The 15516-nt window shown below is 45.9% G+C and carries 17 protein-coding genes; 13 read left to right on the top strand and 4 right to left on the bottom strand.

Features of this window, described 5'->3' with window-relative positions:
* Positions 1-371: 371 nt before the first annotated feature.
* The 11 genes from pqqA to B3M51_RS03635 all read left to right on the top strand — a co-directional run bounded on the left by pqqA (position 372) and on the right by B3M51_RS03635 (position 8500).
* Positions 372-443, top strand: a complete 72-nt coding sequence (gene pqqA, locus B3M51_RS03685) for a pyrroloquinoline quinone precursor peptide PqqA (protein ID WP_081443609.1) — start codon at positions 372-374, stop codon at positions 441-443.
* 139 nt (positions 444-582) lie between these two features.
* Positions 583-1497, top strand: coding sequence for a pyrroloquinoline quinone biosynthesis protein PqqB (gene pqqB / locus B3M51_RS03680; RefSeq protein WP_292480322.1), 915 nt, complete (start codon positions 583-585; stop codon positions 1495-1497).
* 20 nt (positions 1498-1517) lie between these two features.
* Positions 1518-2246, top strand: a complete 729-nt coding sequence (gene pqqC, locus B3M51_RS03675; RefSeq protein ID WP_292353450.1) for a pyrroloquinoline-quinone synthase PqqC — start codon at positions 1518-1520, stop codon at positions 2244-2246.
* Positions 2243-2527 (top strand): pyrroloquinoline quinone biosynthesis peptide chaperone PqqD, encoded by a 285-nt coding sequence (gene pqqD / locus B3M51_RS03670; RefSeq protein ID WP_292353451.1) that lies wholly within the window; start codon positions 2243-2245, stop codon positions 2525-2527. Before pqqC ends, pqqD begins: the two co-directional genes overlap by 4 nt.
* A complete protein-coding gene (gene pqqE, locus B3M51_RS03665) occupies positions 2499-3692 on the top strand; it encodes a pyrroloquinoline quinone biosynthesis protein PqqE (protein ID WP_292480320.1) in 1194 nt (397 codons plus the stop codon). Before pqqD ends, pqqE begins: the two co-directional genes overlap by 29 nt.
* On the top strand, positions 3682-4614 hold the full coding sequence (locus B3M51_RS03660) for an ABC transporter ATP-binding protein (protein ID WP_292756913.1): 933 nt from the start codon (positions 3682-3684) through the stop codon (positions 4612-4614). The genes pqqE and B3M51_RS03660 overlap by 11 nt, the downstream gene beginning before the upstream one ends.
* Positions 4611-5396, top strand: a complete 786-nt coding sequence (locus tag B3M51_RS03655) for an ABC transporter permease (RefSeq protein WP_292480315.1) — start codon at positions 4611-4613, stop codon at positions 5394-5396. The genes B3M51_RS03660 and B3M51_RS03655 overlap by 4 nt, the downstream gene beginning before the upstream one ends.
* Positions 5397-5599: 203 nt before the next feature.
* A complete protein-coding gene (locus B3M51_RS03650) occupies positions 5600-6259 on the top strand; it encodes a protein-L-isoaspartate O-methyltransferase family protein (protein ID WP_292756910.1) in 660 nt (219 codons plus the stop codon).
* A 15-nt stretch (positions 6260-6274) separates the two neighbouring features.
* The gene (locus tag B3M51_RS03645; RefSeq protein WP_292480311.1) at positions 6275-6601 is read left to right on the top strand and encodes a rhodanese-like domain-containing protein; all 327 of its coding nucleotides are present in this window, start codon (positions 6275-6277) and stop codon (positions 6599-6601) included.
* Between the two features lie 9 nt (positions 6602-6610).
* On the top strand, positions 6611-7927 hold the full coding sequence (locus B3M51_RS03640; protein ID WP_292480309.1) for a TolC family outer membrane protein: 1317 nt from the start codon (positions 6611-6613) through the stop codon (positions 7925-7927).
* 21 nt (positions 7928-7948) lie between these two features.
* Positions 7949-8500: a hydrolase gene (locus B3M51_RS03635; RefSeq protein WP_292756907.1), complete on the top strand. Its 552-nt coding sequence runs from the start codon at positions 7949-7951 to the stop codon at positions 8498-8500.
* Here the strand turns inward: B3M51_RS03635 and B3M51_RS03630 are convergent.
* From B3M51_RS03630 to hemL, 4 genes are all read right to left on the bottom strand, one after another.
* Positions 8497-8697, bottom strand: coding sequence for a DUF1289 domain-containing protein (locus B3M51_RS03630; protein WP_292756905.1), 201 nt, complete (start codon positions 8695-8697; stop codon positions 8497-8499). The genes B3M51_RS03635 and B3M51_RS03630 overlap by 4 nt on opposite strands.
* A gap of 102 nt (positions 8698-8799) precedes the next feature.
* The gene (locus B3M51_RS03625; protein ID WP_292756903.1) at positions 8800-10311 is read right to left on the bottom strand and encodes a B12-binding domain-containing radical SAM protein; all 1512 of its coding nucleotides are present in this window, start codon (positions 10309-10311) and stop codon (positions 8800-8802) included.
* Positions 10312-10348: 37 nt separating this feature from the next.
* A complete protein-coding gene (sbcB, locus tag B3M51_RS03620) occupies positions 10349-11791 on the bottom strand; it encodes an exodeoxyribonuclease I (protein WP_292756901.1) in 1443 nt (480 codons plus the stop codon).
* Positions 11792-13078, bottom strand: coding sequence for a glutamate-1-semialdehyde 2,1-aminomutase (gene hemL / locus B3M51_RS03615; RefSeq protein WP_292756899.1), 1287 nt, complete (start codon positions 13076-13078; stop codon positions 11792-11794).
* A gap of 125 nt (positions 13079-13203) precedes the next feature.
* On the opposite strand from hemL, the gene B3M51_RS03610 reads away from it, so the two are divergent.
* On the top strand, positions 13204-14541 hold the full coding sequence (locus tag B3M51_RS03610) for an ATP-binding protein (protein ID WP_292480297.1): 1338 nt from the start codon (positions 13204-13206) through the stop codon (positions 14539-14541).
* Complete coding sequence (locus B3M51_RS03605) at positions 14538-15173, top strand: response regulator (RefSeq protein ID WP_292353463.1); 636 nt, start codon at positions 14538-14540, stop codon at positions 15171-15173. Before B3M51_RS03610 ends, B3M51_RS03605 begins: the two co-directional genes overlap by 4 nt.
* Positions 15174-15516 lie beyond the last annotated feature (343 nt).

Raw genomic sequence — 15516 nt, 5'->3', positions numbered from 1 at the left:
GGTCTGGGCGCAGTTGGTGCATACAAAGCACTGTCTAGCTGGACTAACCTGGGTGGTGTTCTGAGCGTATTTAGCCTGTAATACAGCTAGTAAAAGTCTATAGTTAATAAATAGACAGTTAAGTAAAATTAAGAACCCGGCATCTTTGATGTCGGGTTTTTTTTTGCCTGAAACAAAGTCATTTTGCTTTAATTATCTAAAGTAACTTCCATCAAGCAAAATCAGGCTATTTTTCCTGGCACCCATTCAGGAAAATCCTGAACCCCAAGGCGTCAATTGCTGACGCTACTTATCCCACATCACCGTAACATTCACATACCGTCTGAATAGTTCAGACGGTTTTACTTAGAACTAATAGAGAGGAAATTATTATGTGGACTAAACCAGAATATTCAGACATGCGTTTCGGTTTTGAAGTAACCATGTATATCTGCAACCGTTAAGATTTAACGACCAGATATGTGTCCGGGGTTAATGCCCCGGGCATCTTCAATCGACCAGTAAATCAGACTGCTTTACGTTACGATGACTATCTTTAATAGATCAGTGTAATTTGCTGAATAGTCGACAGGAAAGAGAAATATGCACATACATGTCATGGGATCAGGCGCCGGCGGAGGCTTTCCACAATGGAATTGCAACTGCATTAACTGTAAAGGTGTGCGTGAAGGAACAGTAAAAGCAAGCAGACGTACACAATCCTCAATTGCTATCAGTTCAGATGGTGTGGATTGGATTTTGTTTAACGCATCGCCAGATATCAAAAAACAGATGGATGATTTTCCGGCACTACAGCCGGCAAGAGAAGTACGTGATACCGCTATCAAAGCAATATTGATTACTGATGCTCAGATTGATCATGTGACTGGTCTACTGACATTACGTGAACATAACAAACCATGGGATATCTACTGCACAGAAGCGGTACATGATGATCTGACTACAGGGTTTCCGGTATTTAATATTCTTGGCCATTTCCGTGGCATCAACTGGCATGAAATAAAAACAGATTTAGAGTCATTTACCATCCCGGCAGCACCAGGCCTGATATTTACTGCAGTGCCTTTAAAGAGTGAAGCGCCACCGTATTCACCACATAGACATAATACGGTACCAGGTGACAATGTTGGTATTCGTGTTGAAGATACCCGCACCGGCAAGAATGTATTTTACGCACCGGGTCTTGGAGTGGTAGAGGATCATGTACTGGAATTTATGCGTAACGCAGATGTGGTTCTGGTGGATGGTACAGTGTGGACCGATGATGAGATGTCAAAAGAAGGTATCAGTGATAAACGGGCTCAGGAAATGGGCCACATTAATCAATCTGAAGACGGCGGCACCATCAGTTTTTTAAATTCGATGGAACGTCCACGCAAGATTTTGATTCATATTAATAATACTAATCCGATCCTCAACGAAGAATCGGCAGAACGTCAGGTGCTCAATAACGCAGGAATAGAGTTGGCATATGACGGTATGGATATTGAGCTATAACAATCGGGAAAGGGCAAACGATGGCTGACAACACACCTTGGTCAAAAGAAGAATTCGAACAAAAGTTGCGTGATAAAGAGCAGTTCTATCATATCAATCATCCGTTTCATAAATTGATGCATACGGGAAAGTTGAATCAGAAACAGGTTCAGGGTTGGGTGGCAAACCGCTTTTATTACCAAACCGCGATTCCTATTAAGGATGCGGCGATCATGGCCAACTGTGAAGATGCCGAAGTACGCAAACACTGGGTACAACGCATTCTTGATCACGATGGTTTTGAAGGTCAGGAAGGTGGTATTGAAGCCTGGTTGCAACTGGGAGAAGCGGTTGGTCTGACGCGTCAGGAACTGACTTCTTATGAACATGTTTTACCGGGTGTGCGTTTTGCGATTGATGCTTATGTCAATTTTGCGCGCCGTGCACCTTGGCAGGAAGCGGCCGGTTCTTCATTAACCGAATTGTTTGCCCCAAAAATTCATCAGGCACGTTTGGATAATTGGCCGGAAATGTATCCGTGGATCGATGAGCGCGGTTACCGATATTTCCGTAAACGGTTAAGTGAAGCGCGTCGTGACGTAGAACATGGACTGCAGATCACACTGGATTATTGTGATACACGTGAGAAACAACAGCGTGCGCTGGATCTGTTGCAGTTCAAGCTGGATATCTTGTGGACCATGTTGGATGCAATGTGGATGGCGTATATTGAAGATCGCCCACCTTATTGTATGGATGTAGAAAAATGACAAATCGCGTATTTAACGCAGACAGTGTGCCAGTACTGGCACTAGGTTACCGTTTTCAATGGGAGCCGATGCAGGATTGTTATGTTTTGTTGTATCCCGAAGGTATGGTCAAACTGAATCCTGCCGCCGGTGAAATATTGAAACGCATCAGTGAGAAAAAACAAACCGTCAGCGAGTTAATTGCTGAACTTAAAGTCGCCTTTGATGGCGCAGATTTAGACGATGACGTCTATCAGTTTTTGGAGGAAGCACATGGCAACGACTGGATCAGAGCAGAATAAAGCGCCCGGCAGCACCGGTGGTGCTCTGGGGATGAATGTACGTGATGCTATCCGACAGCCTTTATGGCTATTGGCCGAGCTGACCTATGCTTGTCCATTGCAATGCCCGTATTGTTCAAACCCGATGGATTTCGCCAAAATCAAAAGCGAATTGACCACCGAGGAATGGATCGATGTTTTCAAACAAGCACGGGCAATGGGCGCAACACAGCTGGGATTATCGGGCGGTGAGCCTTTAGTTCGCCCCGATATTATTGAGTTGATTCGTGCCGCGCGGGATTTAGGTTTTTATACCAACCTGATTACCTCCGGTATCGGACTGGATGCCAGTAAGGCAAAAGCATTTAAAGAAGCCGGTCTGGATCATATTCAGGTTAGTTTCCAGGCAAGTTCAGAAGATTTGAATAATCTGATTGCTGGTACCGATGCATTTCAACACAAAATTGAAATGGCCAAAGCGGTTAAAGCCGCGGGTTATCCGATGGTGCTGTGTTTTGTGACGCACCGTCAGAATATCGACAAAATCGACGAAATCCTGGACCTGGCGATTAATCTGGATGCCGATTATGTAGAGCTGGCAACGACTCAGTATTATGGCTGGGCAATGCACAATCGTGATCAATTATTGCCGATGAAAGAACAGCTGGTCAGAGCTGAACGGATTGCTCATGAATATCAGGAACAGCAAAAAGGCAAGATGAAGATCTACTATGTTGTACCTGACTACTATGAAGATCGTCCTAAAGCTTGTATGAATGGCTGGGGTAATGTGTTCCTGACCGTAACCCCAGACGGTACTGCATTACCATGTCATGCAGCACGTGAACTACCTGGCATGACGTTACCAAATGTCCGCGATACAAGCGTAAAAGAGATTTGGGAAGATTCCAACGACTTTAATCGCTTTCGTGGTTTTGACTGGATGAAAGAGCCTTGCCGCAGCTGTGATGAGAAAGTAAAAGACTTTGGTGGTTGCCGTTGTCAGGCGTATATGCTGACAGGCGATCCAGCAATGGCTGATCCGGTTTGCAGTAAATCTCCAGATCGTCATGTGGTTGATGAAGCAATTGAACGTGGTCGCAGGGAGTCTGAAAAATCAACTGAAGTCGCCAAACCATTGGTATTCCGTAACCCGAAAAACTCGAAACAAATCAGTGGATTCTGAGTTTGCGATCAAGACCAGCGGCCTGACCAAACAATATGGTCAGGCCGTTGTCGTTAATGGCCTGGATCTGCAGGTCAAAGCGGGCCAATGCTACGGGCTGTTAGGTCCAAACGGTGCGGGCAAAAGTACTACTATCCATATGCTGACCACCATGACTTCGCCGTCAGCTGGTGAAGCCTGGATAGCCAATCAGTCTATCTCAGCTGATCCGGTCGCAATTCGTGGTTTGGTCGGTTTAGTGTTTCAGGATTCTGCTTTGGATCGCACCATGACGGTGGATGAAAATCTGCAATTTGCCGCAGCGCTGTATGGAATGTCCAAAAAACAGGCCAACGAACGCATCGAAGAACTGTTAGCCGTCTTTAATTTAGGTTCACGTCGTAATGCCAAATTGCTGGCACTTTCCGGTGGACAGCGACGAGCCGTGGATATTGCCCGAGGTGTATTGCATCAGCCGCAAGTATTATTCCTTGATGAACCTACTATTGGTCTGGATCTACCGAATCGACGATCTATCTGGCGATTTGTCGAACAATTGCGCCGAGATCATGGCATGACAGTTTTTTTAACTACCCACTACCTTGAAGAAGCAGTGGCATGTGATCATGTTGATTTCATTCAGCGTGGCGTATTACAGAAAGGTGGAAAACCAGTTGATTTGATGCGTCAGTTGGCGGCTTATGTGCTGGAAATCGAAACTGCGAATATTGAACCTGTTGTCTCAAAACTGACACCACAGTTTGGCAAGCCTATTATTGAGGATGAGCAGTTAAGCTTTCTAATAAAGGATGCCGAGACCGACCTTCATTCTTTGCAACAATCACTCGGAGATAGCATTACGGCGATGCGTTGGCGTAAACCCAATCTAAATGACGTGTATCTGTGGAAAGTCTGTCCCCCCGAGCAGGAGGAGTCAGCATGAACTGGTTACCAGTTAAAGCCGTTGTAGGTCGTGAACTGACAAAATTATTTCGTCAAAAAGCCCGCTTATTCAGCTCAATGGTTCGTCCAATGATCTGGTTGCTGGTGATTGGTTCCGGTGTTGGCAGCATGCTTAGTGGGGCACAGCAGGAGGGCTATCTGCAATTTCTGGTGCCTGGCGTGTTGGCTATGACGTTATTATTTGCAGCATTGCTATCGGCTTTAACGCTTGTCTATGACAAAGAATTTGGTGTGATGCGAATGATGATGATCGCACCGGTTGCGCATTACTGGATCGTATTATCCAAACTGATTGCCGCGACAATTACTGCCATGGTGCAGGCCTTATTACTGTTAATTATTCTATTACTGATCGGCTTGATTGATTTACAGATTGCCTTACTATTAATTCCACCCGCCTTATTAACAGCAGTGGCCTGTGCGTCGATGGGCGGCTTGATTGCAGTATTTTCCAAAACATTGGATAACTTTGCGGTAATCATGAATTTCTTTATTTTCCCAGTGTTTTTCCTGAGCGGTGCATTGTATCCAGTGAGTCAGTTGCCAGATATCCTGCGCTATGTGGTGCTGGTAAACCCTTTCAGTTATGGCGTAGATCTTTTAAAACATGCGGTTCCCGGCGCCCAGTCTGATTTTTCGATTTGGACAGATATGACGGTTCTTGTTGCATTTTCTGCGGCTGCAATAGGCATTGCCTGCTGGCGCTTTTCCCGAGAATCGGTTCATGAACCTTTATTTCATCGAGCGACCAAGCGTAGCTAAAGTAAAGACTCCAGCACTTCTTTAGCTCATAACCTTCGTTATCCCTGAATAACCCAATTTTGCTTCGCAAACCTTGCAAACAGCAGTGGTCAGATAGCAGTTGCCAGCGCGTATCTTGAGGGGAGATGCTGTTGCACCACTTTTGGAAAGGTCATATCCTAGCCGATTGATAGAAACAAGCGGCAACCACCCAGGAATTATCCATGACATCCACCATGAATCCAGCGCATTCCAATATGGTTTGGCAGCAAGTGCGGCCCAATGAAGTTTCCAATCCAGAAGTATTGAAAGCATTACAGCAAATTGATCGGGCGCAGTTTGTCCCGGATGATTATAAAGAGCTGGCGTATTCAGATACACGATTACCAATTGGTTGTGGTCAGTTTATGTGGACACCGCTGGAAGAGGGGCGGATCTTGCAATTCCTGCAATTAAAACCATCTGATTCGGTGCTGGAAGTTGGTACCGGCAGTGGATTTTTTACAGCATTGATCGCACAACTGTCATCAAACGTCATTAGTATTGAATATTTTGCCGAATTGTCTGCTTTGGCTGGTTCAAGATTGGATGCAGCAGGCTTACAAAATGTAAACTTACAATGTGGCGATGCCAGTCACGGCTGGAAATTGGCTGATCGCATTGATGTTATTGTTCTGACTGCGAGCTGTCAGCAGGTTCCGGAAGATTATCTCCATGCGCTCAAAGTTGGTGGCCATTTAGTGGCTATAACAGGTCAGGCACCTGCAATGCATGTGCAACGCATCACTCGCACTGGTGAGTGGCAATGGCAAACAGAGAATTTATTTGAAACAGTGGTCGCACCATTGGTGCATGCTGAAACTAAACCTGAATTTAACTTTTAACCCAGAGAGCTTGTTATGAAACAAATGTCAGCAACTCAATTAGATGAGTTTTTGCAGGAAAACACACAGGAAGCGATTCTGATTGACGTGCGTGAAGCACACGAACTTGCCAATGGCATGCTGGAAAATGCTAAGCATATGCCAATGAACAGTATTCCTGTACATGTAGAAGAACTTGAATCCGTAAAAGAGAGTCCGATAGTGTTGATTTGCCGTTCAGGTCAACGCAGCGCACAAGTCGGTCAATATTTAGAACAATTGGGTTTTACCGACGTCATTAATCTTGAAGGTGGCATGAATGCCTGGGCAGCGCAGATCGACACAAATATGAGAGTTTATTAAGGATAGATCATGAAAGCGCTGTTTATTGCAGGATTCTTCGCAGCAGTATTCTCCAGGCCAGCATTGGCGGTTCAGGATCTGGTCGATATTTATAATTTATCTGTGCAGAGCAATCCCGTACTAATGGCACAGGCAGCAGCGCAACGGGCTACTGAGGAGTTAGCTGACCAGGCTGATGCAGCCTTTTTGCCGCAGGTAGATATGGTTGCGAATAACAGTAAAGTCTGGACTGACAGTTCTTCCCAGCGTTTTGGTGGCTCAAGTGAATATAACGATCATGGTTATACATTGAGTCTGGTTCAACCAATTTATCGACGTAACAATTTTGTTCAATCACGGCAGGCAGAGTTTGCGATTGAAGGGGCTGCAGCCGATTATCAATTTGCCGAACAGGATTTGATCGTGCGTGTGGCTGACCGCTATTTCGCGGTTCTGGGCGCTGAGGATGATTTAAGCTTTGCGCTGGCAGAACTTGAAGCCATCGAAAAACAACTTGAGCAAGCCGATCAGCGGTTTGAAGTTGGTCTAGCCACTATTATTGATGTCACTGAAGCCAGAGCGGCTTATGATCTGGCCACTGCCGCCATTATTGAAGCTGAAAACTTATTGGCAAATGCTCGCGAGGCATTACGGGAAACCGCCGGTCAATACCCCAGTGAACTGGCTGAATTGAAAGAAGAAACTCCATTGGTCAAACCTGAACCAGAAAATATTGAAGAGTGGAGTGAGCAGGCAATCGTCATGAATCCGGTATTACAATCAGCCAATAGTAATGTTGGACTGGCCAAGGAAAATATTGAATTTGAACGCAGCGGCCATTACCCAACGCTGGATTTGGTTGCGCAGAAGGGCTACACCTCTCAAAGTGACAGCAACTTGAGTGGTAGCAATAAAACGCATCAAAAAATTCTGGGTTTACAGGTCAATATTCCTATCTATGCAGGTGGTGTTGTTAATTCAAGAACCCGCGAAGCCAGTTTCAGACTGGATGAAGCGATGCAAAATGAAGAAGAACAGCGCCGAGCAATTATACGTCAGACCCGTGCCGCCTATAACAGCGTCATGTCAGGCGTCAGCCGGGTCAATGCGCTGCAGCAGGCGGTATATTCCAATCAAAAGGCACTGGAGTCGACTGAAGCGGGTTTTGATGTCGGCACACGGACAACAGTAGATGTTCTTAATGCGCGTCGAGAATTATTCAGTGCATTACGTGATTACTCCCGCTCCCGATATGAATATGTCGTCAATACATTAAGACTCAAACAAGCCGCCGGTATCGTCAGCGTGAACGATATTGAGCAAATTAATCAATGGCTGGTTCCCTGAACTTAAGGAGTGGTTATTGCCATGATGGCAAATTCTGAAAACAGTGTGTTAGTGATAATTGATGTCCAACAGAAATTGGCTCAAGCCATGCCGCAAGGCGTGCATGAAAGACTCAACAAACAAATCAACATTCTGCTGAATGCCGCCAAGGTGCTGAATATTCCGGTTATTGTGACCGAACAATATCCCAAGGGGCTTGGGCCTACAGAGTCTGGTATACAGAACAGCTTGCCAGTGGGAACCAAAACGATTGAGAAAACCTGTTTTTCCTGCCTGCAATCTGAGGATTTCCGCTTCCAACTTGCTGCAACAAACCGTCAGCAGGTTATTCTGGTGGGAATGGAAACGCATATATGTGTATTGCAAACCGCGTTAGCGTTAAAGGCAGAAAACTTCAGTGTTCATGTGGCAGAAGATGGCGTCTGCTCCCGTTCAAAATCCAATCAATACAATGCCATACAGCGCATGCGTCAAGCCGGTGTGGTGATTAGTAATGTGGAATCGCTTCTGTTTGAATGGGTTGGTGATGCCAGCCATGCCGAATTTAAAACACTGGCCAAATTGATTGTCTAACGGTTTCGCTGTGCGGTAGCTCGACGCTGTCGCCTTTCTTTACAGTTCATCACCGTTACCTGCCTGTCCGTTTCACTCATATTTTCCCAGCGTAATATCTCATCCATCGTCCGAAAACATCCCCGACAGATATCCTGTGCATCAAGACCACATTTGCCAATGCATGGGCTGGGAGTGAATGATTTATCTGAGTTCATGGGCTGATGATTCTATAATTATCATTAATTTTTGGTAGGTTGGGTTTGAGGGGCGAAACCCAACATCTAAATTTGGTTCCCAGCTAAGACTGACTGTAAAACTCAAGCATGAAACCGCTGCCGTTTATTGGCTAAACCGACTTTGGCGGGTTTGTTTAAGGTTGGCAGCGCTTCATAATCCGGCTGGCCTTTGAGTCCGGCGCGGGCATAGTCCAGTCGCAGATGATCTTTGACCAATTCCGCCGGGTGATGCATATCTTCAGTCAGCACAACATAAATCAGTTCAAACAGACGTTTCAAGGCAATTTTGGCAGTTTGGCCGGTACGCTGATAAATCTGATCTGATAAGGTCATAAAATGCCAGAACGGCTGTTCATCAAGCAGCAGCGGCAGGGTATTAATGAAGCGTCCTGAGTTACCGATTAAATCCCAGTAACGGGCAAAGCGATTGACCCGTTGCATGGTGGTAAAGTCGATTTCACGGCTGCTGAGCAAGTTATACGGCGGCAGGGGGTTAAAGCGTAAATCACTGGGTTCATTATGGCGGTTCAATGGCGCGCCACGCAGACGTTTGAGAATGCCGACCTGAATTTCGTGTGGATTAAGGGCGATCAATTGATCAAAGCTGTCAGCAAAATTGTCCAGGGTATCGCCAGGCAAACCGAAGATCAGATCGGTATGTAAATGCGCGCCGCTATGTTCACGTAACCAGCGAATATTGTCTTTGCTTTTATCGTTGTTTTGCTTGCGGCTGATTCGTTCCTGGATTTCACTGTCAAAGGTCTGAATACCAATTTCAAATTGCAGGCTATTGGGCGGAAATTTCTGTAAAACTGATTTTAATTTATCCGGCAGATTATCCGGCACCACTTCAAAATGCAGATACAAATCATCGCTCATGCGCTGCAGGAAAAACTCCAGAATGGCAATGCTGGTGGTTATTTTCAGATTGAAGGTACGATCGATAAATTTGAAATTGCGCACACCACGCTGCCACAGCTGATCTATTTCAGAGAGAAACGCATCAAGTGGAAATGCCGTCGCGGTTTTATCCAAAGCCGATAAACAGAACTCACACTTGAATGGACAGCCCCGTGATGCTTCAACGTAGATCAACCGGTTGCGAATATCCTCATCGTTGTAGAAACGATAGGGCAGAATCAACTGTTCCAGTGGTGTTGCCCGGCCATCAATATATTTAGTTTCAGGACATTCATTACGTAGTAATTTTTCACACAGCTCACGAAAATCCTGTTCACCGGGCCCGGCAATCACATAATCGGCCAGTTCACACACTTTCGGCAAATCAGGTGAATGACTGACTTCCGGGCCACCGAGAATAATGCGAATTTCAGGCTTAATCGATTTTAACAGTGCAACAACGGCTTCAATTTCACTGACATTCCAGATGTAAACACTGAAACCGATAATCTCAGGCTGATAGCTAAGCAGTTTTTCAGCAATGCTCAGCGGTTGTTCCTGAATAGTAAATTCGATCAGTTCTGCGGAGGATTGATGCTCACCGAGATTGGCATATAAATAACGCAAACCAAATGCCGAGTGCATATAGCGGGCATTTAGCGTAGTAAGCAGGATTTTGGCAGTAGTCGACATGCGCCCATTGTAAATCAAACGTGGCTAATCAATCTGTTCAGTTAATTCCTAACGAGGTTTGTTGCTCCGTTACATAGCGTTGCAAGTCGTCCAAAGTTTGCTGTTGGTCTGCGGTGAGCTCTTGCTGACGACACTCGGCTAATGCAGCGTTAAATTTTTCAAAGGTAAGTCCAGGCGACACAGTTGCGGTTAATTTGTTACGACAGAATTGCTGCCATTGTTCCGCTTCACTTTCATTTAACGATTCGGGCCAGTTACGTGCCCGGTAACGAAACAGCATTTCAGGTAATCGTGAGTCGTTAAAAGGAATCGATAACGTGCCCAATTGATCAGGAGCCGCTTCGCGAATCAGGGTCATTTTGTTTTTATCGCCGTCATCAAAAAAACCGCCGCCATATAAACTGGCATCGACATCGTCTATTTCATCAAACGATTTTTGACTGAACACGGCCTGCAATTTTTGCTGTAATGATTCTCCGGCCTCGCGTAATAGTTGCAGATGTTTATGACTTAATTCCCGATCAATCTGCAGCCGTTTGGCAGCGGCATCATCCAGCGTAGCAGCAGGAACAATGACCGGACATTTATTGATATGCACGGTTTTTAATGCTGGACGGGATGCACCTTCAGGCAAATCCCTGGTAGGTGTAAATAACCATTGCCGAATGGTATCGGCATCCTGCTCCAGTAACGCCGAGGGATCATGGCGGAGGTCATAAACAATCACCCCATTGTTGTTATTGGGTTCTTTGGCAATGGGCACCACCAATGCCGTATTGCAATATTCAGATGGGTACATGCGTGAGGTATGCAATACCGGATCCGCATGATGCAGGTTCAGTAAAGGAGCAAGCTGCTGTTTACGGCGTAACTGATAAATATAGTCATATAGCTTGGGCTGACGATCTTTAATCAATTTAGCCAGTGCGATCGTCGCATACACATCCACTAAAGCATCATGCGCCCCCTGATGTTCAATACCGTTTGCAGCGGTTAAGGCTTCCAGACGAAAACTGGGTTGGCCGTCTTCACGATTCGGCCATTCGATTCCTTCCGGACGCAGGGCTCGAGTGAGACGTACCATATCAATAATATCCCAGCGCGAATTACCGTTTTGCCATTCACGGGCATAGGCATCGTAAAAATTACGAAACAGCGCGAAGCGAGTAAATTCATCATCAAACCGCAGACTGTTATAGCCCACCCCACAGGTGACGGGCTGTGACAGTTCATTATGAATTTGTTTGATGAATTCGGCCTCAGTCAGACCTTCCTGTTGTGCTTTCTGTGGGGTGATGCCTGTAATAAGACTGGCCATTGGATGCGGTAATACATCGGCTGCCGGTTTGCAGTAAATCATCAACGGTTCACCGATGATGTTCAGATCTTCATCTGTGCGTACTCCGGCGAACTGTAAGGGTCGATCAAAGCGTGGATCGATTCCAGTCGTCTCATAATCATGCCAGTACAGCGTATTCATTTATAAGCTCGCCAAAACCAGTTCTGCTGCTGCCAGAGTAGCTTCAATTTCATCATCGCCATGTGCAGCAGAGACAAAGCCCGCTTCAAATGCAGAAGGTGCCAGATAGACCCCACGATCCAGCATGCCGTGATAAAACTTTTTAAAACGTTCCTGATCACATTGGGTGACCTGTTCAAAAAACTCAATGTTGTTTTCTTCGGTGAAGAAAAAGCCAAACATGCCACCAACATAATTAATACTCATCGGAATACCGGCTGCATCGGCTTTTTGTTTCAAGCCATTGGCCAGTTTGGCGGTTTGTTGGCTAAGACGATCATGAAAGCCAGGTTGTTGTACCAGCTTCAAAGTCGCCAGCCCAGCAGCCATGGCGACCGGATTTCCGGATAACGTTCCTGCCTGATATACCGGACCAAGCGGCGCGATGGAATGCATCACATCTTTGCGTCCACCAAAAGCCCCCACCGGTAAGCCACCGCCAACTACTTTACCCAGCGTAGTGAGATCAGGTTTGATTCCATAATGCTGCTGCGCACCGCCCAAAGCTACCCGGAAACCGGTCATAACTTCATCAAAAATCAGCAGGCTGCCGTATTGATCACACACCTCGCGTAAGCCTTCGAGAAAACCGGGAATCGGTGGGATGCAGTTCATATTGCCAGCAACCGGTTCGACAATTATGCAGGCAACTTGATCACCAATTTCAGCAAAACATTGTTTGACTGATTCCATATCGTTGTAGCGCAAGGTAATGGTATGTTCGGCAATCGCTTTAGGCACTCCAGCAGAAGAAGGTTCGCCGAGGGTTAATGCACCACTGCCAGCTTTGACTAATAACGAGTCTGCATGACCGTGATAACAGCCTTCAAACTTAACGATTTTGTCACGTCCGGTATGACCGCGAGCAAGGCGAATGGCGCTCATGGTCGCTTCAGTACCAGAGCTGACCATACGTACCATTTCCATTGAAGGTACTAATTCACAGAGTAAATCTGCCATTTCAGTTTCAATCGCGGTGGGCGCACCATATCCCAGACCATTTACGCACATTTGCTGAACTGCCTCAATGACTTGCGGATGCGCATGACCGGCAATCATCGGTCCCCATGAGCCGATATAATCAATATAATTTTTACCTTCCACATCGGTGAGCCAGGCACCTTTTGCGCTACTGAAAAATACCGGATCACCGCCGACACCTTTGAATGCACGGACGGGTGAATTAACGCCACCCGGGATATGTTTTTGAGCCTGAAGGAAAAGTTGTTGATTGCTTTGCGCTTGCATTTACAGAGTCCTGATTTGAAGATGTGCGATAATTGTAGGTCAATTTGATTTCTCATAGTCACAACAATGTTGGCTATGAAAGTTCAACAGGCCTTAGCCTATCACAGCGAGATAACTGACCCGACATGAGCCTGAAACTGCGTTTATTGATCATTGTAACCTTGATCCTGGTATTCAACTTTGTCGCCGCTGGCTATTTTATGATCCAGAATGCCCGTCAGGCTGTAGCAGCCGAAATGGCATCCAGTACTCAGTTGGCGCGCGGATTATTGATCAATGCCTTACCGACTTTACGTTTTTCCAATGATTTGAGTGAACGGGTAACGCTAATAGTCGATAGTGTGCGTCATACAAGGCACATACGCGCCTGGTTTGAAGATATGAATGGTCAACCATTAATCGGTCACGAAGAGGGTGTACCGTTCACCAACCGTCCGGATGCGCCGGACTGGTTTATCCGTTTGATGGAACCGGAAGCGGTGGCGTTTCGACGACTTATTACCCGCGGCAGTCAATCGTATGGTTATCTGGTGGTTGAGGCCGATCCAAGTGATGAAGTCACTGAAGTGTGGCGGGATATGGAAACCCTTTTATTGCTGGGACTGTTTTTCCTGACAGTGATTTCCAGTCTTATTTATATGGCGTTATTACATGGTTTAAGGCCATTGCAGCAATTAGCCGATGCATTAGGCAGGCTTGAGAAAGGTGATTTTCATGCGCGAGTGGATACCGGTGGTGCCAAAGAGTTAAAACCGATTCAGATTCGTTTCAATCATATGGCTGATGTATTGGAAACCACGATGGCAGAAAATCATGCATTGGCCGGAAATATGCTGACATTGCAGGAGTCTGAACGTCGTGATCTGGCGCGTGAACTGCATGATGAACTGGCCCCTTGTCTGTTTGGTATTCGAGTGGATCTTGCCGAAATTGAACGCATTGCCATTGAAAATAAATTGCCGGACGTCGAAGAAAAAGTCAGCTCGGTCAAAATTATTACCAGTCATATTCAATCTTTGGTTCGTAAAATGCTCAGCCGCTTGCGGCCGATGACACTTGATGATCTCGGACTGGCAGAAGCCTTACGTGATATGTTGCATAACTGGCGTGATCGCCAACCTGAAATCGACTGGGAATGGGATTTTGTCGGGGATTTTACTGGTCTCGCAGATACTTTGCAGGTGACGGTTTATCGAGTAGTTCAGGAATGTACTACCAACTGTGTCCGCCATGCTGAGGCCAGCCATGTACGGGTTGAAGTGAAGCGAGAAAAACAACATATAAAAGTAACGGTTACTGATGATGGTAAAGGTTTGGATACTTCTGCAGTCAAAGGTTTTGGTTTAATCGGAATGCGTGAAAGGGTCTCGGCATTAGGTGGTAAGATTGCGTTTGATACTGCCGAAGGCCAGGGTTTGCAGGTACGGGTAATGATCCCTTTGAAGAGTGAAAATAAAAAATGAAACAGAACATCACAATCCTAGTGGTAGACGATCATCCAATTGTCAGAGCAGGCTGTCGACAATTGATCCAGCAAATTCCATCGGCCAAAGTTGTAGAAGCCGAGACAGGTGAGGAAGGCTACCGACTGTTTCAGGAGCTGTATCCGGATATGGTATTGCTGGATATCACGCTCCCAGGTGTCGGTGGCTTGGAAGTATTACGTCGCATCCGGGCGAATCGTGATACGGCCAAGGTGTTAATGTTCAGCATGCATGAAGATCCGGTGTTTGCTTCTCGTGCCATGCAAGCTGGAGCCCGCGGCTACATCACCAAGAACAATGCTGCTGATCATTTGGTCGAAGCAGTCAGTAAAGTGCTTGAAGGTAAAATTTATCTGAGTCCGGATATGGCGCAGCAACTGGCAATGTTGAACATTGATGCTGGTACCAGTGCATTGAGTGATCTTTCCCGTCGTGAACTGGAGATTTTACGTTTACTGGGTGAAGGCAAAAGCATGAATGAAATTTCTGACGTGTTAGGTATTAGTTATAAAACGGTCGCAAATAACCTGACACAGATTAAAGGTAAGCTGGATATCAACAAAACAGCTGAGCTGATGCGCTTTGCCATCAGTCATGGCCTGTCATCGTAACCCCTTGTTTTTGCTGGTATGTTTTTGAAAAGGAACATATTCCCGTTTTAAAAGGAGAAGTCGCTCATGGCAAATGGTCTTGCGTTCAGTAGTATTTGCAACAAGTCCATAGGAATGTTCAGCTTCTATAGTCTTATATTTCTCTCTCCTTCTATGAAGGTTTTAGCCAGACCCTTGGGTCTGGCTTTTTTTTGCCTTTCATTTGCACTTTTTCCCAACTTATTCGTCTAAATGATAAGAGATCGCATTTAGGCTTCCCACTGTGCGTATTCTCTTGATAAGATGTCGCTTTCATTTCCACCGCCGACATCCGGTAACACAAGGAAAATTTTATGCAATTTAA

Origin of the sequence: Methylophaga sp. UBA2689 (assembly GCA_002354555.1) — a bacterium.
Lineage (GTDB): Bacteria > Pseudomonadota > Gammaproteobacteria > Nitrosococcales > Methylophagaceae > Methylophaga.
Note: the sequence above shows the minus strand (reverse complement) of the source record. Positions and strands in the feature narration are given on the sequence as shown.